The organism is Pseudomonas sp. NMI760_13 (assembly GCF_021283245.1).
In the GTDB taxonomy this organism is placed as follows: Bacteria; Pseudomonadota; Gammaproteobacteria; order Pseudomonadales; family Pseudomonadaceae; genus Aquipseudomonas; species Aquipseudomonas peradeniyensis.
Map to the genome: position 1 here is coordinate 16,738 of NZ_JAJSRC010000041.1, position 24,724 is coordinate 41,461.

Sequence of the window (24,724 nt, forward strand, 5' to 3'; positions counted from 1 at the left end):
CTGAAGACACGACGAAAGGGGCAAAAGCAGTACCAGTAGTGGTACCGGGGCGAAATAGGCCGTCAGGGCTATTCCGGCAGCCAGTTGCTCGGAATATGCTTGCCCGGCATAGGAACAGGATTGCCGCTTGCGGCAAATACAAGCATGTGTCGGCAGCACCGGATACGGGGCGCAGTTGCTGGACAACAGGGAGCGCGTCCATGAGTCAGGCAACAAAGCCGCTACCGGCTGGCTTCACCGAGCAGCAATTGCACACCTTGTTCGATCTGATCAGCGACGGTATCTGGGACTGGGATGCCAACAGCGGCTATGTCTACCGCAACCCGGGCTGGTACGCGATGTTGGGCTACGCCAGCCATTCGCTGGACAATTCCGTGCTGACCTGGGAAAGCGTGATTCACCCCGAGGATTACCCGCGGGTGATGGCGCATTTCGAGGCTTACATCAACCAGCGCAACGAGCGTTATCTCATCGAGTACCGTTGCCGCTGCCAGGATGGCAGCTATCTGTGGATCGAGGACAGCGGCCATGTCATCGCCCGCAACGCCGACGGTTCGGTGGCGCGGATGCTCGGCGCCCACCGCAATATCGACGCGGGCAAGCGCCTGGTCGCCGAACTCGAGCAGCGCAACCTGTCCCTGGAAAGCCTGGTGGCCGAGCGCACCCGCGAACTGTCGTGGGTCAACCAGCAGTTGCAGCGCCAGCTCGACGAGAATCGCGAGTTGGCCGAGCGCGACGCCCTGACCCGTACCGCCAATCGCTATCGCCTGGAAAAGACCCTGGAGCAGGCGTGCGAGCGTGCCCGGCGCTTCCGTGAACCGCTGGCGTTGATCGCCATGGACCTGGACGACTTCAAACCGATCAACGACCTGCACGGCCACGCCCGTGGCGATGCCGCACTGGTCGAGGTTACCGAACGGATCCGTCGGTGTCTGGGCGAGCAGGACTTGTTGGCACGTTGGGGCGGCGATGAATTCGTGGTGGTCTTGCCGCGAACTTCGCAGGAGCAGGCACGTGAAGCGGCGCAGCGAATCCAGGAGGCCTTGGCCAAAGTGCCGCCGATAGGCCAGTGCCAGCTGACCATGAGCTATGGCGTGGTGCAGTGGCGCGAAGGGGAGGACCGTCAGGGGTTGCTGGGCCGTGCCGACAAGGCGCTGTACCGGGCCAAGGCAGCCGGCAAGAACGTCGTCGCCGAGTGAAAAAAAGACCCGCTGCGCCAGGGGCGTAGCGGGCCAAATACGGCGATTGCCGCTTCAGTGTCAGGTCAGATGTGCAGGGCGTGGCCCAAGGCGCGCAATGCCGCTTCCTGCACCGCCTCGCCCAGGGTCGGGTGGGCGTGGATGGTGCCGGCGATGTCTTCCAGGCGTGCGCCCATCTCCAGCGACTGGGCGAAGGCGGTGGACAGTTCCGACACCGCCACGCCCACGGCCTGCCAGCCGAGGATCAGGTGGTTGTCACGGCGGGCCACCACGCGCACGAAGCCGGTCTTTGATTCCAGGCTCATGGCCCGGCCGTTGGCGGCGAAGGGGAACTGCGCGACGATGCAGTCCACGCCCTGCTGGCTGGCTTGTTCCGGGGTATGGCCGACCACCACCACTTCCGGGTCGGTGAAGCACACCGCGGCGATTGCGCTCGGCTCGAAGCGTCGGCTCTTGCCGGCGATGATCTCGGCGACCATCTCGCCCTGGGCCATGGCCCGGTGCGCCAGCATCGGCTCGCCGGCCACGTCGCCGATGGCCCAGACGTTGCGCATGCTGGTCTGGCAGCGCTCGTCGATGGCGATGGCCGCGCCGTTCATCTTCAGATCCAGGCTTTCCAGGCCGAAGCCTTTGGTACGAGGGCGACGGCCCACGGCCACCAGCACCTGGTCAGCCTCAAGGCGCAGCTGGCCACCTTGGCCATCGCTGGCCAGCAGGCAGCCGTCGGCATAGCCTTCGACACTGTGGCCCAGGTACAGGGCGATGCCGAGTTTCTTGATCGAGTCGGCCACCGGCGCGGTGAGTTCGGCGTCGTAGGTCGGCAGGATGCGTTCGCGCGCTTCCACCACGCTGACCTTGGCGCCAAGCTTGCGGTAGGCGATGCCCAGTTCCAGGCCGATGTAGCCGCCGCCGACCACCACCAGGTGCTGAGGCAGCGCCTTGGGCGCCAGGGCCTCGGTGGACGAGATGATCGGCCCGCCGATCGGCAGCATCGGCAGTTCGACGCTGTTCGAGCCGGTTGCCAGCAGCAGGTGCTCGCACTGGATGCGCTGGCCATCGACCTCGACGCTCTTGCCGTCGAGGATCTTCGCCCAGCCATGGATCACCTTCACGCCGTGCTTTTTCAGCAGGGCGGCGACGCCGCTGGTGAGGCGGTCGACGATGCCGTCCTTCCACTCGACGCTGCGCGTGATGTCCAGGCGCGGCGAGGATACGCTGATACCCAGCGGCGAAGGTTCGGTGAAGCGACTGGCCTGGTGGAACTGCTCGGCCACATGGATCAGCGCCTTCGAGGGAATGCAGCCGATGTTCAGGCAGGTGCCGCCCAGGGCCTGGCCTTCGACCAACACGGTGGGGATGCCCAGTTGCCCGGCGCGGATGGCGGCCACATAACCGCCGGGGCCGCCGCCGATGATCAGCAGGGTGGTGTTGATGAGCTCTTGCATGATCACTCCACGAACAGGCAGGCAGGCTGTTCCAGCAGGCCGCGCACGGCCTGGATGAACAGGGCGGCATCCATGCCGTCGACCACGCGGTGGTCGAACGAACTGGACAGGTTCATCATCTTGCGCACGACGATCTGGCCGTCGATCACCACCGGCCGTTCGACCATGCGGTTGACGCCGACGATCGCCACTTCCGGGGTGTTGACCACCGGGGTGCTGACAATGCCGCCCAGGGCGCCGAGGCTGGTCAGGGTGATGGTCGAGCCGGTCAGCTCTTCGCGGCTGGCCTTGTTGTTGCGCGCGGCGTGGGCCACGCGGGCGATCTCGCCGGCGTTGCTCCACAGGTTGCCGGCCTCGGCATGACGCAGTACCGGCACCATCAGGCCGTTGTCGCCCTGGGTGGCGATGCCGACGTGCACCGCGCCGTGGCGGGTAATGACCTGGGCCTCGTCGTCGTAGGTGGCGTTGATCTGCGGGAAGTCGCGCAGGGCGACGACCATGGCGCGCACCAGGAACGGCAGCAGGGTCAGCTTGCCGCGGCTGTCGCCGTACTTGGCGTTGAGCTGCTGGCGCAAGGCTTCCAGGTTGGTGACGTCGATTTCCTCGACGTAGCTGAAGTGGGCGACGCGACGCTTGGCGTCCTGCATGCGCTGGGCGATCTTGCGGCGCAGGCCGATCACCGGTACCTGCTCGCTGTCGGTGCGCTTGCCGTAGCCGCCCGGTGCCTGGCCGGCGCCGGTCTGCGGCTTGCTGATGAAGGCGTCGAGGTCTTCATGCAGGATGCGCCCGGCCGGGCCGCTGCCATGTACGTAACGCAGCTCGATCCCGGCGTCCAGGGCGCGCTTGCGCACGGCCGGGGACGCCAGTGGCTTGTCGTGGGCTTCGCGCGGCACGATAGGCGCGGCGGCATGGGCCGCAGCAGCCTGGGGTTGTGCCTCGATGCGTGGCTCGGGCTGGGCCACGGCCTTGACCGGCGCGGCTTCCGGCTCAACCGGCTTGGCCTGTGGCGCGTCGACATGGTTGCCGCTGCCTTCGACCTCGATGCGGATCAGCTCGCTGCCGACCGCCATCACTTCACCCGGCTGGCCGCCCAGGGCCAATACCTTGCCGCTGACCGGCGAGGGAATTTCCACGGTGGCCTTGTCGGTCATGACATCGGCCACCACCTGGTCCTCGGCGATCATGTCGCCGACCTTGACGAACCATTCCACCAACTCGACTTGCGCGATGCCTTCACCGATATCCGGCATCTTGATGACGTGCGTGCCCATTCAGACCTCCATGACCCGTTTCAGTGCCGCGCCTACCCGCGAAGGGCCGGGGAAGTAGGCCCATTCCTGTGCGTGGGGGTAGGGCGTGTCCCAGCCGGTGACGCGCTCGATCGGCGCCTCGAGGTGATGGAAGCAGTGCTCCTGGACCAGCGACACCAGCTCGGCGCCGAAGCCACAGGTACGGGTGGCCTCGTGCACGACCACGCAGCGGCCGGTCTTTTTCACCGAGGCGACGATGGTCTCCAGGTCCAGCGGCCAAAGGCTGCGCAGGTCGATGACCTCGGCGTCGACGCCGCTCTCCTCGGCGGCCACTTGCGAGACATACACGGTGGTGCCGTAGGTCAGCACGGTGACGTCATTGCCTGGGCGGGTGATCACCGCCTTGTCCAGCGGCACGCTGTAGTAGCCATCAGGCACTGCGCTGTGCGGGTGCTTGGACCACGGCGTTACCGGGCGGTCGTGGTGGCCGTCGAACGGGCCGTTGTACAGGCGCTTGGGCTCGAGGAAGATCACCGGGTCGTCGCATTCGATCGAGGCGATCAGCAGCCCCTTGGCGTCGTACGGGTTCGACGGCATCACGGTGCGCAGGCCGCAGACCTGGGTGAACATCGCCTCGGGGCTCTGGCTGTGGGTCTGGCCGCCATAGATGCCACCACCGCAGGGCATGCGCAGGGTCAGCGGCGAGATGAACTCGCCGGCCGAGCGATAACGCAGGCGGGCCATCTCCGAGACGATCTGGTCGGAGGCGGGATAGAAGTAGTCGGCGAACTGGATCTCGACCACCGGACGCAGGCCATAGGCGCCCATGCCCACGGCGGTGCCGACGATGCCGCTCTCGGAGATCGGCGCATCGAACACGCGGGACTTGCCGTACTTGGTCTGCAGACCTTCGGTGCAGCGGAACACGCCGCCGAAGTAGCCAACGTCCTGGCCGTAGACCACCACGTTGTCATCGCGCTCGAGCATGACATCCATGGCCGAGCGCAGGGCCTGGATCATGGTCATGGTGGTGGTGGACATGGCGTTTTCCAGATGGATGCTGTTGTTGTGATCGTTCATCTCAGACCCCCAGTTCCTGGCGCTGACGGCGCAGGTGGTCGGGCATTTCCTTGTACACATCCTCGAACATCGAGGCGGCGCTGGGGATATGGCCATTGCTCAGGGTGCCGAACTGCTCGGCGTCCTTCTGCGCCTTGATCACCTCGGCCTCGAGCTCGGCGGTGACCGCCTGGTGCTCTTCCTCGGACCAGTGGCCGAGCTTGATCAGGTGCTGCTTGAGGCGGGCAATCGGGTCGCCCAGCGGGAAGTGGCTCCAGTCGTCGGCCGGGCGGTACTTGGACGGGTCGTCCGAGGTCGAGTGCGGGCCGGCACGGTAGGTGACCCACTCGATCAGCGTCGGGCCCAGGCCGCGGCGGGCGCGTTCGGCGGCCCAGCGCGAGGCGGCGTAGACGGCGATGAAGTCGTTGCCGTCGACCCGCAGCGAGGCGATGCCGCAACCAACGCCACGGCCGGCGAAGGTGGTCGACTCGCCACCGGCGATGGCCTGGAAGGTCGAGATCGCCCACTGGTTGTTGACCACGTTGAGGATCACCGGGGCGCGGTAGACGTGGGCGAAGGTCAGGGCGGTGTGGAAGTCGGACTCGGCGGTGGCGCCGTCACCGATCCACGCCGAGGCGATCTTGGTGTCGCCCTTGATCGCCGAGGCCATGGCCCAGCCGACCGCCTGGACGAACTGGGTGGCCAGGTTGCCGCTGATGGTGAAGAAGCCGGCTTCGCGCACCGAGTACATGATCGGCAGCTGGCGGCCCTTGAGCGGGTCACGGGTGTTGGACAGCAGCTGGCAGATCATGTCCACCAGCGACACCTCGCGGGCCATCAGGATGCTCTGCTGGCGGTAGGTGGGGAAGCACATGTCGCTGCGGTTCAGGGCCAGGGCCTGGCCGCTGCCGATGGCTTCCTCGCCCAGGCTCTGCATGTAGAAGGACATCTTCTTCTGGCGCTGGGCAACCACCATGCGGCTGTCGAAGATACGCGTCTTGAGCATGGCGTGCATGCCCTGGCGCAGTACCTGCGGCTCGATGCCCTCGGCCCAGGGGCCGACGGCGTCGCCGTGCTCGTTGAGCACGCGCACGAGGCTGTAGGAGAGGTCCGCCGTGTCGGCAGGCTCCACATCGATAGGGGGTTTACGGACTTGACCGGCGTCGTTCAGGCGCAGGTAGGAGAAATCGGTCTGGCAGCCTGGCCGGCCTGTAGGCTCGGGCACATGCAGACGCAGGGGGGCGTACTCGTTCATGCTTTTTACGCTCGCTCGAATGTTGTTTTTGTGAGCTTTGAAGCGGCCGCCGCTGACTGCCGGCTCGTGACTGGCAGGTCAGCGTCTTTTTACATCATAGGGGGACGGCAGGAGAATTTTTCTCTCAAGTTCATTGCCTTTGTCCGGCGGCGCAGATAAACATTCCGTACAAACACAAAAACCAGGTCAATTTCTCTCATGCGTAAACTGGATCGAACGGATATCGGCATCCTCAACAGCCTGCAGGAAAACGCCCGGATCACCAATGCAGAGCTGGCGCGCTCGGTCAACCTGTCGCCCACGCCGTGCTTCAACCGGGTCAAGGCCATGGAGGAGCTTGGGGTGATCCGCCAGCAGGTCACGCTGCTGTCGCCCGAGGTGCTGGGGCTGGATGTGAATGTGTTCATCCACGTCAGCCTGGAAAAGCAGGTGGAGCAGTCGCTGCACCGCTTCGAGGAGGAGATCGCCGAACGGCCGGAGGTGATGGAGTGCTACCTGATGACCGGGGATCCGGACTACCTGCTGCGGGTGCTGCTGCCGAGCATTCAGGCGCTGGAGCGCTTCCTCGATTACCTCACGCGCTTGCCCGGGGTGGCGAACATTCGTTCCAGCTTTGCCTTGAAACAGGTGCGTTACAAGACCGCGTTGCCGCTGCCGGCCAATGGCATGACGCTGCGCGAGCAGTAACCTGGGCTGGCCCTTTCGCAAGTAAACCCGCAGGTTCACCTTTGCCCTGAAGGCTGGCCAGGTTCCTGTGGGAGCGGATTTACCCGCGAAGAGGGCGCCACGATCCCTGGGGTGCTTGATATTTTAAACACCCCCGGCCTATGTTGTGTGCGTCGCCATTCCCGGCATGCGAACACAACAAGAAGGACAGCGTCATGACGACCGAAGGCCCGCGCAACCAGGCAGCGTTCCTCAAGGGCATCGATGAAATCGAGTGCGTCACCCCCGACCTCAACGGCGTGCCCCGCGGCAAGGTGATGACCGCCGAGGGCTTCCTCGAGGGCCGCCGCCTGCAGATGGCTCGCGGCGTGCTGCTGCAGTGCATCATGGGCGGCTACCCGGCGGCCAAGTACTATGGCAGCGACGACGGCGACCTGGCGCTGGTGGCCGAGCCTTCGCAGATTCACCGCCTGCCCTGGAGCGACGAGCCTCGCGCGCTGGCCATCTGCGATGCGGTGGAGCTCGATGGCACGCCCTCGGGCCTGTCCAGCCGTGGCCAGCTCAAGGCGGTGATCGCCCGCTACGCCGAGCGCGGGCTGGCGCCGGTGGTGGCGACGGAACTGGAGTTCTTCGTGTTTGCCGCCAACAGCGACCCGACCCAGCCGTTCCAGCCGCCACTGGGCAAGGACGGTCGTCGGGAAATGGGCCACTCGGCCTTCAGTGTCAGCTCCAACAACGGCCTGCGTCCGTTCTTCAACGATGTGTACCGCTGCATGGCGGCGTTGGGGCTGCCGCGTGACACCTTCATGCACGAGATGGGCGTCAGTCAGTTCGAGATCAACCTGCTGCACGGCGATCCCTTGCTCTTGGCCGACCAGACCTTCCTGTTCAAACACCTGCTCAAGGAAGTCGCGCTCAAGCATGGCCTGACCGTGGTGTGCATGGCCAAGCCCCTGGCGCACACCCCCGGCAGTTCGATGCATATCCACCAGAGCCTGGTCGACAGCGCCAGCGGGCGTAACGTGTTCAGCGACGAGCAGGGCAGGGCGACCGACACCTTCCACCATTTCATCGGTGGCCTGCAGGCCTGTCTGGCCGACTTCACCGTGCTGTTCGCGCCGAACGTCAACTCCTACCAGCGCCTGTGCCACCCCTATGCGTCGCCGAACAATGCCTGCTGGTCCGAGGACAATCGCGCAGCGGGCCTGCGCATCCCGGCCAGCTCGCCTGCGGCGCGGCGAGTGGAGAACCGCCTGCCGGGCGCCGACGCCAACCCTTACCTGGCCCTTGCCGCGAGCCTTGCCGCCGGCCTGCATGGAATCGAGCGGCAGCTTGCGCCGACGCCGGCGATCCAGGGCGAGTTCGAGGTGCCCGAGCACCTGAGCCTGCCCTGCACCCTGCACGCCGCGCTGGAGCGCCTCAAGCGCAGCAACCTGGCGCGGGAACTGTTCGGCAGGGAGTTCATCGAAGGCTACATCGCCACCAAGACCCTGGAGCTGAGCGATTTCTTCGATGAGATCACGCCCTGGGAGCGCCGCGTGCTCGCCGCGCAAGCCTGAGCGCGACACGACCGCTACTGGATGCGCCCCCGGCGGCCGATTTCGCCGTCCGGGGCCTGCGCCGCGATGGATTTGCTTTTATGCTTGGCAGCAACCCCGCGCCACCAGATCAAGGAGCTTGACGGGACGTATGCGAAATATCTGGAAGCCGTTTCAGTCGTTGTACTTCGCCGCCCTGATGATGCTGATCGGTTCGGGCCTGCTCAGTACCTACCTGGCCCTGCGCCTGGCCGCCGACCATGTCGACAGCCTGTGGATCGGTGCGTTGATGGCGGCAAACTACTTCGGCCTGGCGGTGGGCGGCAAGGTCGGGCACCGGCTGATCGGCCGGGTCGGGCATATCCGCGCCTACGCCACCTGTGCCGGCATCGTCGGCGCGGCGGTGCTCGGGCACGGGCTGACCAGCTGGCTGCCGGTGTGGATCGGGCTGCGGATGATCGTCGGCCTGGGGATGATGTGCCAGTACATGGTCATCGAAAGCTGGCTCAACGAGCAGGCCGATGCCAAGCATCGCGGCGCGGTGTTCAGCGGCTACATGATCGCCTCGTATCTTGGGCTGGTGCTTGGCCAGTTGATCCTGGTGGTGCATCCGCAGCTGGGGCCTGAGTTGCTGATGCTGGTGGCGATGTGCTTTGCCCTGTGCCTGGTGCCGGTGGCCATGACCCGGCGTATCCACCCCGCGCCTTTGCGGCCGGCGCCGATGGAGCCGAAGTTCTTCATCAAGCGCGTGCCGCAGTCGTTGTCCACGGTGCTCGGCTCGGGTCTGATCGTCGGTTCGTTCTATGGTCTGGCGCCGCTGTATGCGTCCAGCCAGGGGCTGTCCACCGAGCAGATCGGTCTGTTCATGGGCAGCTGTATTTTTGCCGGCCTGCTGGTGCAGTGGCCGCTGGGCTGGTTGTCCGACCGTTATGATCGCGCCGTGCTGATCCGCAGCGTGGCGATCGGCCTGGCGCTGGCCTCGGCGCCGCTGGCGATTCTGCCGGGCGTGCCGTTGGCGCTGTTGTTCGGTATCGGCTTCGTCATATCGCTGTTGCAGTTCTGCCTGTATCCGCTGGCGGTGGCGTTTTCCAATGACCATGTGGAAAGCGAGCGGCGGGTCTCGTTGACCGCCATGCTGCTGGTCACCTATGGCGTGGGCGCCTGCATCGGGCCGCTGGCGGCGGGGGTGCTGATGAAACTGCTGGGTGCGCAGATGCTGTACGCCTTCTTCGTGTTCTTCGCCCTGGTGCTGGTCTGGCGCATTCGGCCCAAGGCGGTCACCGGGCTGCACCAGGTCCAGGATGCGCCTCTGGGGCACGTGGCCATGCCGGCGGCGGGCTCGCCCTTGTCGGCGGCCCTTGACCCTCGGGTGGACGAGCAGACCGTGCAGGAGGTGATGCAGGCGCCGGTGGCGGCGGAGGATACCGAAGAGGAGGCCGGCGCGGAGCGGGAAAGCGAGATGAGCAAATCCTAGCCAGTCAGTTAAGCCAATTGGGGTCGCTGCGCGACCCTTCGCGGGTAAACCCGCTCCCACAGGATCGCGCAGATGCTGAATCGAGCGCTGTACCTGTGGGAGCGGGTTTACCCGCGAAGGGCTGCAAAGCAGCCCCAATAAGTGCGATCAAGCGCTAACTGCCTGGCATTAACCCGTGGGGTGGCGTTTTCGTGCCCTGCTGACGCTCAATAGTCGTCTTTGTCGAACCGCCGCGCCTCGCGCTGCAGTTGATAGACGAAACTCTCGATCTTGCGCTGCGCCTGACCGTTGAGGTTATGGAAGCGCACCCCAGCGAAGGTGGTGTTGATACGCTCCTCGAAGTGCAGGTGGCGCAGTTCGACCAGGGTGTCGGTCAGCCCCAGTGGGTTGCTGGCCTTGAAGCGCTCGTAGACCTGGCCCAGTTGCAGGCGGTCCTCGACGTTGCCGTCGAAGCGCAGCTTGCAGCCGGTGGCGGAAATGTCCAGCAGCTTGCCGCGCAGGGCGCCGTTGCCCTTGAGGTGGGCGCCGTCGAGTACGATGTCGACCAGTTGCGACAGCTTCAGCGCGGCGCGGAAGGCGTTGCGGCGCTGGTGGTAAGTCACTTCCTCGGGCAGCGGGCCACGGTAGCAGCGGTGGCCGTCGATCTCGCCGATGGTCAGCGCCGTGTTGGATTCCCAGGCGATACGCACACCGTCATGGAAGCCTTCGACACGGAACGGTTCGCCGTTCTCGATGTACTTCTCACCGTCGCGGGGGATCATTTCATCCAGCGCCAGGACGCCGCTGTCCCGGTCGACATGCACCACGTAGCTTTGAAACCGCTGGCTGCGCTCATGGAAGCTGATGATCAGCGGGTCGTGGCTCTCCAGCAGTTGGCGCAAGTTGGCCGTGATCTCCAAAGGGGTGCTCAGCACCTTTGGTGGCTGGGGAGCATCGGATTCATTGAACACAGGTAATCAATCTCCAGGCGAATACGGCACACGCAAGTAACGGCATTATGCCAGTATGTTCCGTGCCTTGATCAGGGTCAATCAGACTTGGCCGATGGCCCTGGGCTTGTCCATTGGCGAGGTGGCGCCGCGGCTGTCATAGAGCGACGGCGAGTCGCCGCCCATGAGGATTCTGATCTGGTTGGCCGTGGCGTACTGCTGCATCTGGATGATCCGGCCGTTGTTCTCGTTGACCTTCTGGCAGGCATCCATCAGTTGGGTGAGCTCATTGAGCTGCTGCATGATGAGTTCGCCGTTGGGCGACTGGTCGGCCACCGCCTGCACGCCTGCGCGGTCGGCGCTGAGGCCGAGATCGATGAGCAACTGGTTGCGCCGTTGTCCCTGCTGCTCGAGCAGCACGACCAGCGACTGCTTGCGGGCAAGGATATGCTCCAGCGCCATGATTTCCCGGCCATGCAGGGAAACTGCCTCCTTTTGCAGAAGGTCGAGCAGTTCCTGGGTCGGCGCGATGTCGTCTTCGATCAGTTGCAGCAGGGTGATGTCGTGCATGGCTAACTCTTGGCGTTTTGCGTCCTTGAAGTCAGCGCCCCTGGAGGTCAGCGCTGGGCTTCGAAATCAAGCAGTTTGCTGGCGACCCGGTCGGCATCGACCTTGTAGCTGCCGTCCGCGATGGCCTGTTTCAACTCGGCCACGCGGGCGCTGTTGACGGTCGGCTGATCGCGCAGCTTGTCGCTGATCTTCTGCAATTGCTGGGCCTCTGGGCTCAGGTGTACCGCTTCTCCGCTGACACTGGCGTGCTTGGGCGCTGCGCTGGCCTCGCCGGCTTTATCGGCGTTGCCCGGCGCGGCATTGCCGCGAACGCCGCCCGTGACGGACGGAGAGTTGTTGAGACGACTGAAGTCGATGACCATGTTCAGAACCCCTGGGAATTAGGACGCATGCCTTGCTTTCGGCCTACCCGAGCAAAACTTTAGGCGTGAATGCATCACCGCCTCTCGGCACACGTGCGCAACCCGATCTGTGACACAGTTTAGGGGGCGCGGTTCCACATCGCCAGCGTTGCGTCACTATCCCGACGCAGTGCAGCCCTACATGGCCACCTCGACCTGCCCCGGGCCCGTGACGCGGGCCTTGACCACGCGTTTGGAGTTCAGGTTGCGTACCCGGATCTGCGTCTGCAGGCCACCTTTGTCCAGGGCCTCGCCGGGCATGCGCACGCTCAGGCTGCCGCTGCGGGCGATGATCACCACGTGATCGCCCTTGCGCACCACATCGGCCTGCTCCAGGTGCTGTTGCGTCAGCACCTGGTCGAGCACAGTGGGGCGCAACAGCTTCAAGCCCACGGCCTGGTCAAGCTGGGTCAGGTAGCCGACGCCGAGGGTGCCCACATCGCGTTCGCGCAAGGCCACATCGCCTTCACCCACCACGCTTTCACGTTTCAGGGGGCGAGTCATGACCACCACGTCGCGCATCAGGCGCACCTGGGCTGGGACGAATACCGTCCAGGGCGCCGTGCCGTCGCAGCGGACCCGTACCGTAACCCGCCCCAGGGGCGTCGAACCTTCCAGCGAGGCGTCCAGCTGCTGGCTGCACAGCGGCATGCGCAGGCGTGGGTCGAGGTTGTTGACCTGGATCTCGTAGCGGCCCGGGGTCTGGGTGGTCGCCAGGTAGTCCTCCACGGTGAATTCAAGAAACCCCTGAGTGACACCGATAAGCTGTTCAGGCAAGGTAAAAGAGTCCGCCAGCGTACGAATGCCGGGTGCCAGCAGGCACAGGGCGGCCAGTGAGCCGGTCAACAGGCGCGTCAGTCGTCGGAAATTTGTCGTTTTCGTATACATGGCGTTCAAAAAAGCAAAGCCCGTGCCGATTCGGTACATAGGCAATCGTTGAAGGAGTCTGGCATGGCTGGAGTGATGGATTCGGTCAACCAGCGCACGCAACTGGTGGGGCAGAATCGCCTGGAGCTGCTGTTGTTTCGCCTCAATGGCGATCAGCTCTACGGCATCAATGTGTTCAAGGTACGGGAGGTGCTGCAGTGCCCGGACCTGACGCTGCTGCCCAGGTCCCATCCGGTGGTGCGCGGCGTGGCTAACATTCGGGGGGCGACCATCCCGATCCTGGACCTGTCGATGGCCACCGGCCTTCCGCAGCTGAAGGAAGAAACGCGCAACAGTTTCGTGATCATCACCGAATACAACACCAAGACCCAGGGCTTCCTGGTGCATTCGGTCGAGCGCATCGTCAACATGAACTGGGAAGAGATCCATCCGCCACCCAAGGGTACCGGACGCGATCACTACCTGACAGCCGTGACCCGGGTCGACAACCGCATGGTCGAGATCATCGATGTGGAGAAGGTGCTGGCCGAGGTGGCGCCTTCGTCCGAGTCGGTGTCCGATGGCGTGATCGATGCCGAGGTGCAGGACAAGGCGGTGATGCTGCGGGTGCTGACGGTCGATGACTCGTCGGTGGCGCGCAAGCAGGTGAGCCGTTGCCTGCAGACCGTGGGGGTCGAGGTGGTGGCGCTCAACGATGGTCGCCAGGCCCTGGATTACCTGCGCAAGCTGGTGGACGAGGGCAAGCGTCCGGAGGAGGAGTTCCTCATGATGATTTCGGATATTGAAATGCCGGAAATGGACGGCTATACCCTCACGGCGGAGATCCGCAGCGATCCGCGCATGCAAAAACTGCACATCTGCCTGCATACTTCGCTGTCCGGGGTATTCAACCAGGCGATGGTCAAGAAAGTCGGTGCCGATGACTTCCTGGCCAAGTTCAGGCCGGATGACCTCGCCCAGCGCGTGGTCGACCGGATCAAGGCAAGTCATTGAAACGGCCGGGGCCCGTCCCCGGCGCTAGCGATTTAAGAAGAGGCGGCAGCATTGTCTACGGGTAATTTGGATTTCGAACAGTTCCGGGTCTTCCTGGAGAAAGCCTGTGGCATCCTGCTGGGCGAGAATAAGCAGTACCTGGTCTCCAGCCGTCTCAACAAGCTGATGGAGCAACAGGGTATCAAGTCGCTGGGCGAGCTGGTACAGCGCATCCAGACCCAGCCACGCAGTGGTCTGCGCGAGCAGGTGGTCGATGCCATGACCACCAACGAGACACTGTGGTTTCGCGACACCTACCCGTTCGAGGTGCTCAAGAGCAAGGTGATCCCGGAGTTCATCAAGAACAACCCGGGCCAGCGCCTGCGCATCTGGTCGGCGGCCTGTTCGTCCGGTCAGGAGCCGTACTCGATCTCGATGTCGATCGACGAGTTCGAGCGCACCAACCTCGGCCAGCTGAAGATGGGTGCGCAGATCGTCGCCACCGACCTGTCGGGCGCCATGCTCAACAACTGCAAGACCGGCGAGTACGATAGCCTGGCCATCGCCCGCGGCTTGTCGCAGGAGCGCCTGCAGCGCTACTTCGACCCCAAGGGTCCGGGGCGCTGGGCGATCAAGTCGCCGATCCGCAGCCGTGTCGAGTTCCGTTCGTATAACCTGCTCGACAGCTATGCGCCGCTGGGCAAGTTCGACATCGTGTTCTGCCGCAACGTGCTGATCTACTTCTCGGCCCAGGTCAAGAAGGACATCCTCATGCGCATTCACGGCACCCTCAAGCCCGGTGGCTACCTGTTCCTGGGGGCGTCCGAGGCGCTCAACGGCCTGCCTGACCATTACCAGATGGTCCAGTGCAGCCCGGGGATCATCTACCAGGCCAAGTAAGGCTGGGCGAAAAAAGGCCGGTATCCTGCGATACCGGCCTTTTTGTTTTCGCTGCGGGCTTGCCTGTGATGGCGTGTCAGAACGCGTAGCGCAGCCTGGCCGAGAACACGTCGGCATCGAAGCCCGACTTGCCCACGTAGTCATAGCTGACGCCGACGCTCACCGCGCCCAGCTTGTAGTCCGCTCCCAGCCCGGCCTCGTAGCTGTTGCGCGCGACGCTGGCGCCGTGGCTGACGAACGGCGTGGTGCCCAGCACGAAGGTCGCGGTGTTCTGCACAGGATCCGCGGCAAAGTCGTGGTAGGCCATGACTTTCACCTGCGGCTCCAGGATGCCGGCGCCGAGCGGCAGTTGGCTGGCCACGCGCACGCCGGCGCCCAGCTCGATGGCCTCGTAGCGCTGCGCCTCGACCTTGAGTGCGGCGGCCGAGCCTTTCTCGTTGAAGCGGTCGATGTCGACGCGGCTGTAGCGCGCTGCCAGGCGCGGCTCGACCAGCAGTCGCGGATTCAGCTGCCAGCTGTAGCCGCCGACCAGATTCAGGCCCAGCAGGTTGCTGTCATAGTCCGACTTGGCCCGTGTGCCCGCGACCTCTCGCTTGCCTTGGTTATCGTTGAAACCGTAGGTCAGGCTGGCATCGACGAAGTAGTTGTCCAGGGTGTAGCTGCCATACAGCGAGAAGGCGTGGCTCTGAACCTGGGTCTTGTTGCCGCGTTTGCCGTTGATGTCGGTGTCGATGAAGCTGTAGGCCGCACCTAGGGTGAGCTGGTCGTCCAGCTGGCCATCGGCGCCGACCGCCACGCCGCGGCTGTAGGCGTTGTAGCCGGCAATGCCATCGCGCTGCTGCTGGCTGGCGTCGCTGTACAGCGACTGCATCCACACGCCGGAGGCGCGGCGTGCTTCGTCGGCGCGAAGGGCGCGCAGGCTGCTGGAGCGGTTGTCGATGGCGTTGCCGATCAGTCGCTGGCTGGCCATGGCGGCCTGGCGGGCGCCGTCGCTGACGTCCGGCGCCAGTTGCTCGGCGAGCCTGGCCAGTTGCGCCTCGTCGGCGCTGGCGGCGGCGAGGAACAGTGGGTCCTGGTTGCCCAGGCGTGCCAGCAGGCCGGCTTCGGCCAGGTTGCCCAGGGCACGCTGTGCATTGCTGTCGCCACCCTGTTGCGCGACGATCTGCTCAAGGTCCTCGGTCGGCTTGGTGCTGACGGTGACGTAGACCTTGTTGTCATCGAGCGTGCTGCTCAGCACGTTGAGCATGGCCGAGGTGCTGGCGACCTGGGGCTTGGCGTTGACCTGCAGGCCGTTGGCGTCGAGGACCTGCACCTGGCCGGCCTCGAGCAGCAGGTAGCGGCTGCCGTTGGCCTCGAAGTCGGTGTCCTCCGGCTCCAGCAGGATCCGCGCGTTCTGGGCGAACTCGGCGATGCCGCTGACCTTGAGCAACGCTGTGTTCGGGTCAGTGCTGCTTGCCAGCCACAGGCCCAGCGCCGAGTTGTCGGCAATCCTCAGGTTGCCGTCGAGGGTGGTGTGAAGGCTGTGCAGGGTGAAGGTAGTGGGTGGTTCGCTGCTGTCGCCAACGTCGATCCAGCCACCGTTTGCCAGGCGGATGCTGTTGCTGCCGGGCGGGGCGTAGGCGACGCCATAGGTGCTGTCGCCTTCGACCTCGATGTTGGCCAGGCCGACGAGGTCGCCGTAGATCTTGCTGCCCTGGCGCATGATCAGCTCGACCGGGCGGTTGCTGGCGGTGGCGTCGATGGCGGTGTTGCCCCAGATCGTCCCGCTGTTGAAGATGTTCAGTGCGCCGTTGGCCTTGTACCAGGCCGACAAGCCTGTGCCGTCGAAGGCGGTGTTGCCGATACGGATGGCGGTTGTGGTGGCTGTGATCCTGCCGCTGTTGACCAGGTGGCGGTCCATGCTGTCGACCAGGGTGGCGCCGTCGAGCGCGATGGCCTGGTCACTGGCGAAGATCCGACCGGTATTCTCGATGCCGGCCAGGATGGTGGGCCGGTTGCTGGTGCCTGCAGTGGCACTGATGGCAACGGCGCCAGGGCCGGATACATCGATGTTGCCGCGGTTGACGACCTTGCCTTCCAGGCTGGCGCCCGCCAGGTTGATGCCGCGTGCGTCCCTGCCTTCGACGGTGATGCTCGCGCCATCGGCGTTGATCACATCGCCGTGCAGGACAGTGGCGCCGCTCGGGCTGGACAGGTCGATGCCGTAGGTCGGCCCGCCATTGAAGTAGGAGATGCCGGTGCCGACCCTGAGGCTTCCCTCGTTGGTGAGATCGCCGTCTACCAGGGTGCCTTGCAGGCGCAAGGCCGCGCCATCGAGGCTGGTGGTTTTCACGTTGCCGCGATTGTACAGGTAGCCGCCGATGCTGCTGTTGGCCAGGCGGATGCCGTCGCTGCGGTTGACCATGTCGACCGTGCGCTGGTCGTTGTCGTTGATGGCACTGTTGAAGACCAGGTCGCCCATCACGCGGGTATTGGCGAGATTGATCGCGTCACGTCGCAGGCCGGTGTAGCTGCCAGTGAATTCGAGGTCTGCGGGGTGGCTCTGGTTCTGCTCGGCGTGGCCGGCATCGGTCAGTTGAATGGTCTCGGCCAGCGAGGGCAGGGGGCTGGCGCCGATCAAAAGGGCCAGGAGGGTCTTGCGTGCGTTAAGCGGTGGCACGGTTTCGTTCCTTTGAAATCGTAGAGCAAGCAGTGCGCATCCATGCGGGCGTATGACCGTAACGGCTGGGGCTTTTCGCCACGACAATGCGCGGGGGGGGCGAATGCTACCGTGGATGATGGCAGATTGGCATTGTTGTTTGACGTCAATTTTTTGTTTTGCCGCTTTTGCCGCCTGCCAATTGCCGCTTGGTGGTGGTGTGGCGGAAGCACTTTGCCGCTTTTCTGGCATCACCAGCGCCCTAATACCTGGGTAGCCCCCGGTTTACTGGGGTTGCGCTGGTTGGCACAGCCCTTGCTAAAGCCTAAGCCAACGAAACTCTGGTCAACCTTTGAAGGTTTCCCCGATATGAGCATCAGCTTCGACAAGGCGCTTGGCATCCACGAAAAGGCATTGGGCTTCCGCGCCCAGCGTGCCGAGGTGCTGGCCAATAACATCGCCAACGCCGACACGCCCAACTACAAGGCGCGTGACATGGACTTCTCGTCGGTACTCGCCGCCGAGGCCGACAAGCAGCAGAAGGGGCGCATCGCCCTGGACCGTACCAACAACCGCCACATCGAGGCCGAAGGCCTGGCGATGATGGACGACACCCTGCAGTACCGTACGCCGATGCAGCCGTCGATCGACCAGAACACCGTGGATGCGCAGATCGAGCAGTCGAACTACGCGGAAAACGCCGTTGGCTTCCAGGCCAGCTTCACCCTGCTCAACAGTAAATTCAAAGGGCTGGTATCGGCCCTGCGTGGAGAGTGACCATGTCCCTTGCCAGTGTCTTCAACATCGCCGGTAGCGGCATGAGCGCGCAGAACACGCGCCTGAACACCGTTGCCTCGAACATCGCCAACGCCGAGACGGTGTCCTCGAGCATCGACCAGACCTACCGCGCCCGCCATCCGGTGTTCGCCACCACCTTCCAGAACGCGCAGAACGGCATGGGCCAGTCGCTGTTCGAGGAGCAGGGCGAGGCCGGGCAGGGCGTCCAGGTCAAGGGCATCATCGAGGACCAGAGCAACCTCGAGGCCCGTTACGAGCCCAATCATCCGTCGGCGAACAAGGACGGCTACGTCTACTACCCGAATGTCAACGTGGTCGAGGAGATGGCCGACATGATCTCCGCCAGCCGTGCGTTCCAGACCAACGCCGAGCTGATGAACACCGCCAAGACCATGATGCAGAAAGTACTGACCCTGGGTCAGTGATAAGGAATCCCGACCATGGCAGTCGAAAACCCCAGCGTGAACCTCAATGATGTGCTGACAAAATCCGGGGTCAGCACCGGCACCAAGAAAACCACCACCGAGCCTGTCGACAAGAATGCGCTGGGCAAGGATGCGTTTCTCAAGCTGCTGGTCACCCAGATGCAGCACCAGAACCCGCTGGATCCCCAGGACAACGGTCAGTTCATCGCCCAGCTGGCGCAGTTCAGCAGCCTGGAAGGCATCCAGACCCTGAACAGCTCGGTCAACTCGATCATCAGCGGCATGGGCTCGTCCCAGGCGCTGCAGGCCTCCTCCCTGGTAGGGCGTTCGGTGATCGTGCAGAACGACAAGGCCCTCTTCGATCCGAAGGAAAGCCTCAATGGCCAGGTGGTCGTGCCGCAGAACATCACCGACGGCAAGGTGACCATCAAGGACAAGGATGGCAACGTGGTCAAGACCATCCAGTTGGGCGAGCAGAAGAAAGGCACCGCCGATTTCATCTGGGACGGCACCAACGACAAGGGCGAGAAAGTCGAGGCGGGTACCTATACCTTCACCGCCACCACCACTGTCGACGGCAAGTCGCAGGAGATGTACACGATGCTGCCGGCCAAGGTCACCAGTGTCAGCTTCCAGAACGGCGGCGAGATGATGCTCAACCTTGCCGGGATCGGCAAGCTGGGCATCTCCAAAGTACAAACCATCGGAATCTAAGGCCGCTAGCACGGCATAAGGAGTGAATGCATGTCTTTCAATATCGGCCTTAGCGGTCTGTACGCAGCCAACAAGAAGCTGGACGTCACCGGCAACAACATCGCCAACTCCGAGACCGTCGGCTTCAAGTCGTCGCGCGCCGAGTTCGCCGACGTCTACGCTGGCGCCAACCGCCTGGGCGTGGGCAAGAACCAGGTCGGCAACGGCGTGCGCCTGGCCACGGTTTCCCAGCAGTTCGGCCAGGGCGACGTCAACAACACCGGCAACGTACTGGACATGGGCATCCAGGGCCAGGGCTTCTTCGTCCTGTCCGACAACGGCTCGCTGAGCTACACCCGCGCCGGTGCGTTCCAGACCAACAAGGACGGCTATGTCGTCACCTCCGATGGCCTGGGTCTGCAGGGCTATGGGGTCGATGCCAATGGCAAGATCATGAAGGGCGTGCTGACCGACCTGCGGATCGATACCTCGGCAATGGCGCCGAAGGCGACCACCCTGATCGATCAGGGCATCAACCTGAACTCCTCGGCCCCCGACATTCCGCTGCAGGTCCCGGACAATTCCACGCCGCCCGTGATGGTGCCGAACAAGCCGTTCGACCCGAAGGATCAGAGCACCTACACCAAGTCGTTCCCGACCAAGGTGTACGACAGCCAGGGCAACGAACACGTCATGGAGCAGTTCTACCGCAAGACCGGCGAGAACCAGTGGACCATGTACACCCTGGTGGAAGGTCGCAACCCTTACGATCCGAGCAAGACCACGCCGCTCATTGGCAACATCGACTTCAACCCCGATGGCAGCGTCAAGGCCATGACCGCCAGCCCCGACAACGTGCCGACCACGCCGGTGGGAGCGTTCGACTGGAGTGTGGTCAACAACACCTTCACCATGAAGGGCTGGATCCCGGCCGCCAAGGACGCCGCGGGCAACTGGGGTTCCAACGGCTCGGTGGGTAACGCCGACGGCATGCGTCTGTCGATGAACAGCACCACCTCCTACAACCTCGAGACCGCGCGCAGCTCGCAGTCCCAGGACGGTTATGCCACGGGTGTCCTGTCGAACCTGTCGATCGACTCCACCGGCGTGATGTTCGCCAGTTTCAGCAACCAGCAGTCCCGCGCCATCGGCCAGGTAGCCATTGCCAGCTTCGCCAACGAGCAGGGCCTGCAGCAGGTCGGCGGTACCCGCTGGAAGGAAACCTTCTCCTCGGGTATTCCAGGTATCGACGCGCCAAAAACTGGCACCCTGGGCTCGGTGGAGTCCAACTCGCTGGAGGCTTCCAACGTCAACCTGACCAAGGAGCTGGTCGAGCTGATCAAGGCGCAGAGCTTCTATCAGGCCAACGCCAAGACCATCTCCACTGAAAGCACCATCATGCAGACCACCATCCAGATGACCTGATGGTCGCTGGCTGAGCGTTTGTCGACGAACCCCTTTGCACGAAGGGGTTCGTCGTTTTCGAGGAGAGGCTCCATGAAAAAGTTGGTCGCTGCCGCTGTTGCGGCGCTCTGCCTGCTCCAGGCGCAGGCCGCGATGGCCCCCTGGTGGCGCTGGGAGAGCCAGGCCGATGGGCGTCTGGTGTGTTCGCAATGGTCACCTGGCGAGGGCTGGAAACGCTTTGCCGGGCCGTTCGACAATGCCGGTTGCAGGTCGCTTTGACCCAAGGCAAAAATTGATGGCTTGAGGCCATCGATTGGCGGATTTGCTTCAGGTATGATCCGCGTCATTCCATTCGTTCGAGTGGCTGGCAAGCGTCATTTTCCAAGGATCGGAACTCTTGAAAAGCAGTAAGGATACTGGCGCGCGCGTGCTGCCGGCGCCGCTTCGCGTGGCCTTGAAAAAGGGCCTGGTCGGCGCAGCCCTGTTCTCTGGTGTGATCAACCTGCTGGCGTTGATCGGCCCCCTGTTCATGCTCGAGGTCTATGACCGGGTCATCCCCAGTCGCAGCCTGCCCACCTTGGTGGCGCTGGGGCTGCTGGTGGCGGGTGCGTACCTGGTGTTCGCCGTGCTCGACATCATTCGCTCGCGGGTCATGTCGCGTATCGCTGGAGCTGTGGACGGAGCGCTTTCGACGCAGGTGTTCAGGATCATCGCCGGCACGCCGCTGAAGATCGCCCTGGACCAGGATCCGCTCAAGCCCGCCCAGGAACTCGAACAGATCCGCGCCTTCATCGCTGGCCCCGGGCTCATGGCGTTCTTCGACCTGCCGTGGATGCCGGTGTACCTCGCGGTCAGCTTCTACATCCATCCATCACTGGGCTGGCTGGCGTTGGGCATGATCGTGCTGATGGTACTGCTGACCTGGCTCACCGACCGTGGCACGCACCAGGCCATGCGCGACAGCGCGATACTGGCCAGCCAGCGCAATCGCCTGGGCCAGCAGGCCCATGGTGGTGCCGAAGTGCTCGCCGCGATGGGCATGACCGAGCGTGCCGCTGCACGTTGGCAGGTGCTGCAGGAGCAGTACGCCACGTTGCAGCGGCGCAGCGCCGATGTCGGCAGCTTCTATGGCGGGATCACCAAGGCCCTGCGCCAGTTGGTGCAATCGGCGTCCCTGGGTGTGGGTGCCTGGTTGGTGATCGGGGGCGATCTCAGCGGCGGTGCGATTGTCGCCGCCTCGATCATCGTTGCCCGCACCCTGGCCCCGGCCGAGCAGATCATTGGCACATGGCGCAGCCTGGTGTCCGCGCGATTTGCCTGGCAGCAGTTGCGCGGCGTGCTGGCGATCTTTCCGGCACCCGCGCACAGGACTGCGCTGCCGACTGCTCGCAGCCAGCTGCTGGTGAGCGGCCTGTGTGTGGCGCCGCCGGGCGTGCAGCGGCTGGTGCTGCAAGGGGTGAATTTCAGCCTGGCTGCCGGCGGCTCGCTGGCGGTGATCGGCCCCAGCGCCTCGGGCAAGTCGTCGCTGGCGCGGGCCTTGGTCGGCGCGTGGCCGGCGCTGCGCGGCCAGGTCTGCCTGGATGGCGCGGCACTGGAGCTCTGGCCGGATGCGGCGCGGGCGGTCATGACCGGTTACCTGCCGCAGAGCGTCGATCTGTTCGAGGCGAGCGTGGGGCAGAACATCGCGCGTCTGGATCCGCAGGCCGATGCCGCGGCGATTGTCGCGGCGGCGCGTCAGGCCGGCGTGCACGAGTTGATCCTGCAACTCCCGCAGGGCTACGACACGCCGGTCGGCGAGGGCGGCGTCAATCTTTCGGCAGGGCAGCGCCAGCGTATCGGCCTTGCCCGTGCGTTGTATGGCGAGCCGTTCCTGGTGGTGCTCGACGAGCCCAATGCCAACCTTGATGCCGAGGGCGAACGGGCGTTGGCCCGGGCGATCGAGGGCGTCAAGGCGCGCGGCGGGGTGGTGGTGGCCATCGCCCACCGTTCCGGGCTGCTGGCGGTGATGGACCAGGTACTGGTGCTTGAGCAGGGGGCGCAGGCGGCATTTGGCCCGCGCGATACCGTGCTGGCGCGACCGGTGACGCTCGCCGAGCCGCGAGTGGTCAAGGGAGGTGTGCAGGCATGATGCGGATCGATGATGAGCAGGGGCTGCTGCGTTCGCTGCGTGGCCACCTGTGGGCCGGTGCCGGGGTCGTGGTGGTGTTGCTGGGCGGCGCGCTGACGTGGTCGGCCGTCACTGAACTGGCCGGTGCGGTGATTGCGCCGGGGGCGGTGGCGGTGCAGGACAGCGTGAAGAAGGTCCAGCATCCCAGTGGTGGCGTGGTGGCGCAATTGCTGGTTGGCGAGGGGCAATCGGTGCAGGCCGGTGACGTGTTGCTGCGACTGGACGCGACCTTGCAGGAGGCCAGTCATGCCATCGTCGCCAAGGCCCTTGACCAGGCCTTGGCGCGTCAGGCTCGGCTCGAGGCGGAGCGCGATGGCCTGGCGCAGGTGGACACGCCGTCACGGCTTGTCGCGCGCGAGGGTGAGGCGCAGGTGCAGGCGGTGCTGGCCAGTGAGCGGCAGTTGTTCGTCGACCGCCGCCAGTCACGGGACGGGCAGAAGCAGCAATTGCGCGAGCGTATCGAGCAACTGACCCAGACCATCGCCGGTCATGACCTGCAGCAGCGCACCAAGGGCGAGGAAATCCGCCTGATTGATGAGGAATACCAGGCCGTCAAGATCTTGCAGAAGAAGGGCCTGATGACCCTCGACCGGGTCAATGCCCTGGCCCGCGGCATCGCTCGCCTGCAGGGCGAACGTGGCCAGTTGGTCGCGGCCATCGCCGAGGCGCGGGCGCGCATTGCCGAAACCCGTCTGGAGCTGTTGCAGGTGGACCAGCGGTTCCGCGAACAGGTTTCCGGCGAGCTGCGTGACCTGATGGCGCAGCAGGGCGAATGGGTGGAGCGCGAGGTCGCTGCGGCCGACCAGCTCAAGCGCATAGAAGTGCTGGCGCCCAGTGCCGGGCGGGTCCAGCAGTTGGCGGTACACACCGTGGGCGGTGTGATCTCGCCGGCCGAGACCCTGATGCAGATCGTCCCGCTGGACGACGAACTGTTGGTCGAGGCGCGCATCAGCCCGCAGGACATCGATCAGGTCGTGCTCGGCCAGGAGGCGTTGCTGCGCTTCAGTGCGTTCAATCGCGCGACCACCCCCGAAGTGCTCGGGCGGGTGGTGCGTCTCTCCGCCGACCTGGTGACCGACCCGCAGAGCGGGCTCGGCTTCTACCGCGCCGGCATTCATATCGACAAGGCCGAGCAGCGCAAGCTGGACGGCCTCACGCTGGTGCCGGGCATGCCGGTGGAGTCGATGATCCAGACGGGTCATCGCACCGTGCTGTCCTATCTGCTCAAGCCAGTAGGCGACCATGCGCAACGGGCATTCAGGGAAGGATGAGCGTCGACCGGAGGGTGGGCGCTGTCATGCAGGGATTGTTCAACCATTGGCAAGGAATCAGTAGACATGGCTGTTATCCAGGGAACCGAAGGCGCCGACAATCTGGTCGGTACCAGCGCGGACGATCAGATTTTTGGCAAGGGTGGCGATGACATCATCAATGGCGGTGATGGTAACGACACGCTATACGGTGGCGCGGGTGCCGATCGCTTCATCGGTGGTGCGGGCAACGACACCGTGTCGTACACCGATGCCAGTGCCGGCATTACCCTGAACTTCAAGACCGGCGTGCATACCGGTATCGCCGCTGGCGATACCTTTGAAAGCATCGAGGTGTTCCAGGGTTCGAACTACGCCGACACCTTCATCAGCGATGCGCGCGCGCAGACCTTCAATGGCGGCCTGAACGACACGATGGACTATTCGCTGTCCGACCAGTCGGTGACGATCACCATCGACAACACCGGCGGCAAGGGCCAGGGCGGCGATGCCGAGGGCGACAAGTTCACCGGCATGTACAGTGTCATCGGCAGCAGTCAGAACGACACCTTCATCATGCAGGCGACGGGTTCGAGCAAGAGCTTCGCCGGTGGTGCCGGCAACGACGTGTACTACCTGCATGGCGCTGCCGGCGTGTTCGAGCAGGCCGGCGGCGGCATCGACGAGGTGCGCACCTCCCTGGCCAGCTACACCCTGACCAGCGAGGTGGAAAACCTCACCTACATCGGTAGCGGCAACTTCACCGGTGTCGGCAACGCCAGCGACAACATCATCACCGGCGG

At 64.4% G+C, this 24,724-nt stretch carries 23 protein-coding genes; 14 read left to right on the forward strand and 9 right to left on the reverse strand.

All coding sequences use genetic code 11. The features are described 5' to 3' along the window. Positions 1–200 precede the first annotated feature (200 nt). Positions 201–1,199 carry a diguanylate cyclase domain-containing protein gene (locus tag LU671_RS27195; protein WP_232857529.1) on the forward strand — a complete coding sequence of 333 codons (999 nt, stop codon included), beginning with the start codon at positions 201–203 and terminating at the stop codon, positions 1,197–1,199. Positions 1,200–1,264: 65 nt separating this feature from the next. Here the strand turns inward: LU671_RS27195 and lpdA are convergent, their stop codons facing one another. The 4 genes from lpdA to LU671_RS27215 are packed head-to-tail and all read right to left on the reverse strand — an operon-like array spanning position 1,265 to position 6,208. Continuing rightward, positions 1,265–2,644, reverse strand: coding sequence for a dihydrolipoyl dehydrogenase (gene lpdA / locus LU671_RS27200; RefSeq protein WP_232857532.1), 1,380 nt, complete (start codon positions 2,642–2,644; stop codon positions 1,265–1,267). A gap of 2 nt (positions 2,645–2,646) precedes the next feature. Further along, the gene (locus LU671_RS27205; RefSeq protein WP_203651568.1) at positions 2,647–3,915 is read right to left on the reverse strand and encodes a dihydrolipoamide acetyltransferase family protein; all 1,269 of its coding nucleotides are present in this window, start codon (positions 3,913–3,915) and stop codon (positions 2,647–2,649) included. Next, entirely contained in the window at positions 3,916–4,974 is a 1,059-nt protein-coding gene (locus tag LU671_RS27210) for an alpha-ketoacid dehydrogenase subunit beta (protein ID WP_186714872.1), read from the reverse strand. It abuts the gene before it with no gap. Position 4,975: 1 nt separating this feature from the next. After that, positions 4,976–6,208 carry a 3-methyl-2-oxobutanoate dehydrogenase (2-methylpropanoyl-transferring) subunit alpha gene (locus LU671_RS27215; protein ID WP_110738599.1) on the reverse strand — a complete coding sequence of 411 codons (1,233 nt, stop codon included), beginning with the start codon at positions 6,206–6,208 and terminating at the stop codon, positions 4,976–4,978. Positions 6,209–6,406: 198 nt separating this feature from the next. On the opposite strand from LU671_RS27215, the gene bkdR reads away from it, so the two are divergent. The 3 genes from bkdR to LU671_RS27230 all read left to right on the forward strand — a co-directional run bounded on the left by bkdR (position 6,407) and on the right by LU671_RS27230 (position 9,886). Further along, a complete protein-coding gene (bkdR, locus tag LU671_RS27220; RefSeq protein WP_203651586.1) occupies positions 6,407–6,895 on the forward strand; it encodes an Lrp/AsnC family transcriptional regulator in 489 nt (162 codons plus the stop codon). A 296-nt stretch (positions 6,896–7,191) separates the two neighbouring features. Beyond that, a complete protein-coding gene (locus tag LU671_RS27225; RefSeq protein ID WP_232857538.1) occupies positions 7,192–8,433 on the forward strand; it encodes a glutamine synthetase family protein in 1,242 nt (413 codons plus the stop codon). A gap of 130 nt (positions 8,434–8,563) precedes the next feature. Then, on the forward strand, positions 8,564–9,886 hold the full coding sequence (locus tag LU671_RS27230) for an MFS transporter (protein WP_203651588.1): 1,323 nt from the start codon (positions 8,564–8,566) through the stop codon (positions 9,884–9,886). Between the two features lie 206 nt (positions 9,887–10,092). Here the strand turns inward: LU671_RS27230 and LU671_RS27235 are convergent, their stop codons facing one another. The 4 genes from LU671_RS27235 to flgA form a co-directional block, all read right to left on the reverse strand. After that, entirely contained in the window at positions 10,093–10,836 is a 744-nt protein-coding gene (locus LU671_RS27235; RefSeq protein ID WP_232857533.1) for a flagellar brake protein, read from the reverse strand. A gap of 81 nt (positions 10,837–10,917) precedes the next feature. Continuing rightward, on the reverse strand, positions 10,918–11,385 hold the full coding sequence (locus LU671_RS27240; protein WP_186735519.1) for a flagella synthesis protein FlgN: 468 nt from the start codon (positions 11,383–11,385) through the stop codon (positions 10,918–10,920). A 47-nt stretch (positions 11,386–11,432) separates the two neighbouring features. Then, a complete protein-coding gene (flgM, locus tag LU671_RS27245) occupies positions 11,433–11,747 on the reverse strand; it encodes a flagellar biosynthesis anti-sigma factor FlgM (RefSeq protein WP_203651596.1) in 315 nt (104 codons plus the stop codon). A gap of 177 nt (positions 11,748–11,924) precedes the next feature. Beyond that, on the reverse strand, positions 11,925–12,674 hold the full coding sequence (gene flgA, locus LU671_RS27250; RefSeq protein WP_186714868.1) for a flagellar basal body P-ring formation chaperone FlgA: 750 nt from the start codon (positions 12,672–12,674) through the stop codon (positions 11,925–11,927). Between the two features lie 63 nt (positions 12,675–12,737). Between flgA and LU671_RS27255 the strand changes: the two genes are divergently transcribed. Continuing rightward, on the forward strand, positions 12,738–13,667 hold the full coding sequence (locus LU671_RS27255) for a chemotaxis protein CheV (protein WP_050706714.1): 930 nt from the start codon (positions 12,738–12,740) through the stop codon (positions 13,665–13,667). 51 nt (positions 13,668–13,718) lie between these two features. After that, positions 13,719–14,546: a protein-glutamate O-methyltransferase CheR gene (gene cheR, locus LU671_RS27260; RefSeq protein ID WP_050706713.1), complete on the forward strand. Its 828-nt coding sequence runs from the start codon at positions 13,719–13,721 to the stop codon at positions 14,544–14,546. 76 nt (positions 14,547–14,622) lie between these two features. On the opposite strand, the gene LU671_RS27265 is transcribed toward cheR, so the two are convergent. Then, complete coding sequence (locus tag LU671_RS27265; RefSeq protein WP_232857534.1) at positions 14,623–17,205, reverse strand: autotransporter family protein; 2,583 nt, start codon at positions 17,203–17,205, stop codon at positions 14,623–14,625. Between the two features lie 348 nt (positions 17,206–17,553). Between LU671_RS27265 and flgB the strand changes: the two genes are divergently transcribed. From flgB to LU671_RS29495, 8 genes are all read left to right on the forward strand, one after another. Beyond that, positions 17,554–17,961: a flagellar basal body rod protein FlgB gene (flgB, locus tag LU671_RS27270; protein ID WP_203651598.1), complete on the forward strand. Its 408-nt coding sequence runs from the start codon at positions 17,554–17,556 to the stop codon at positions 17,959–17,961. 2 nt (positions 17,962–17,963) lie between these two features. After that, entirely contained in the window at positions 17,964–18,407 is a 444-nt protein-coding gene (gene flgC, locus LU671_RS27275; RefSeq protein WP_198743001.1) for a flagellar basal body rod protein FlgC, read from the forward strand. Positions 18,408–18,422: 15 nt separating this feature from the next. Further along, positions 18,423–19,121 carry a flagellar hook assembly protein FlgD gene (gene flgD, locus LU671_RS27280; protein ID WP_186735515.1) on the forward strand — a complete coding sequence of 233 codons (699 nt, stop codon included), beginning with the start codon at positions 18,423–18,425 and terminating at the stop codon, positions 19,119–19,121. Between the two features lie 30 nt (positions 19,122–19,151). After that, positions 19,152–20,525, forward strand: a complete 1,374-nt coding sequence (gene flgE, locus LU671_RS27285; RefSeq protein ID WP_203651599.1) for a flagellar hook protein FlgE — start codon at positions 19,152–19,154, stop codon at positions 20,523–20,525. A 72-nt stretch (positions 20,526–20,597) separates the two neighbouring features. Next, on the forward strand, positions 20,598–20,783 hold the full coding sequence (locus tag LU671_RS27290; protein ID WP_050706708.1) for a hypothetical protein: 186 nt from the start codon (positions 20,598–20,600) through the stop codon (positions 20,781–20,783). A 118-nt stretch (positions 20,784–20,901) separates the two neighbouring features. Next, positions 20,902–22,632, forward strand: a complete 1,731-nt coding sequence (locus LU671_RS27295; RefSeq protein WP_232857535.1) for a type I secretion system permease/ATPase — start codon at positions 20,902–20,904, stop codon at positions 22,630–22,632. Beyond that, the gene (locus LU671_RS27300; protein ID WP_232857536.1) at positions 22,629–23,942 is read left to right on the forward strand and encodes an HlyD family type I secretion periplasmic adaptor subunit; all 1,314 of its coding nucleotides are present in this window, start codon (positions 22,629–22,631) and stop codon (positions 23,940–23,942) included. Before LU671_RS27295 ends, LU671_RS27300 begins: the two co-directional genes overlap by 4 nt. 66 nt (positions 23,943–24,008) lie before the next feature. Continuing rightward, positions 24,009–24,724, forward strand: a 716-nt coding sequence (locus LU671_RS29495; protein WP_442964153.1) for a calcium-binding protein, incomplete at its 3' end; no start/stop codon positions are given.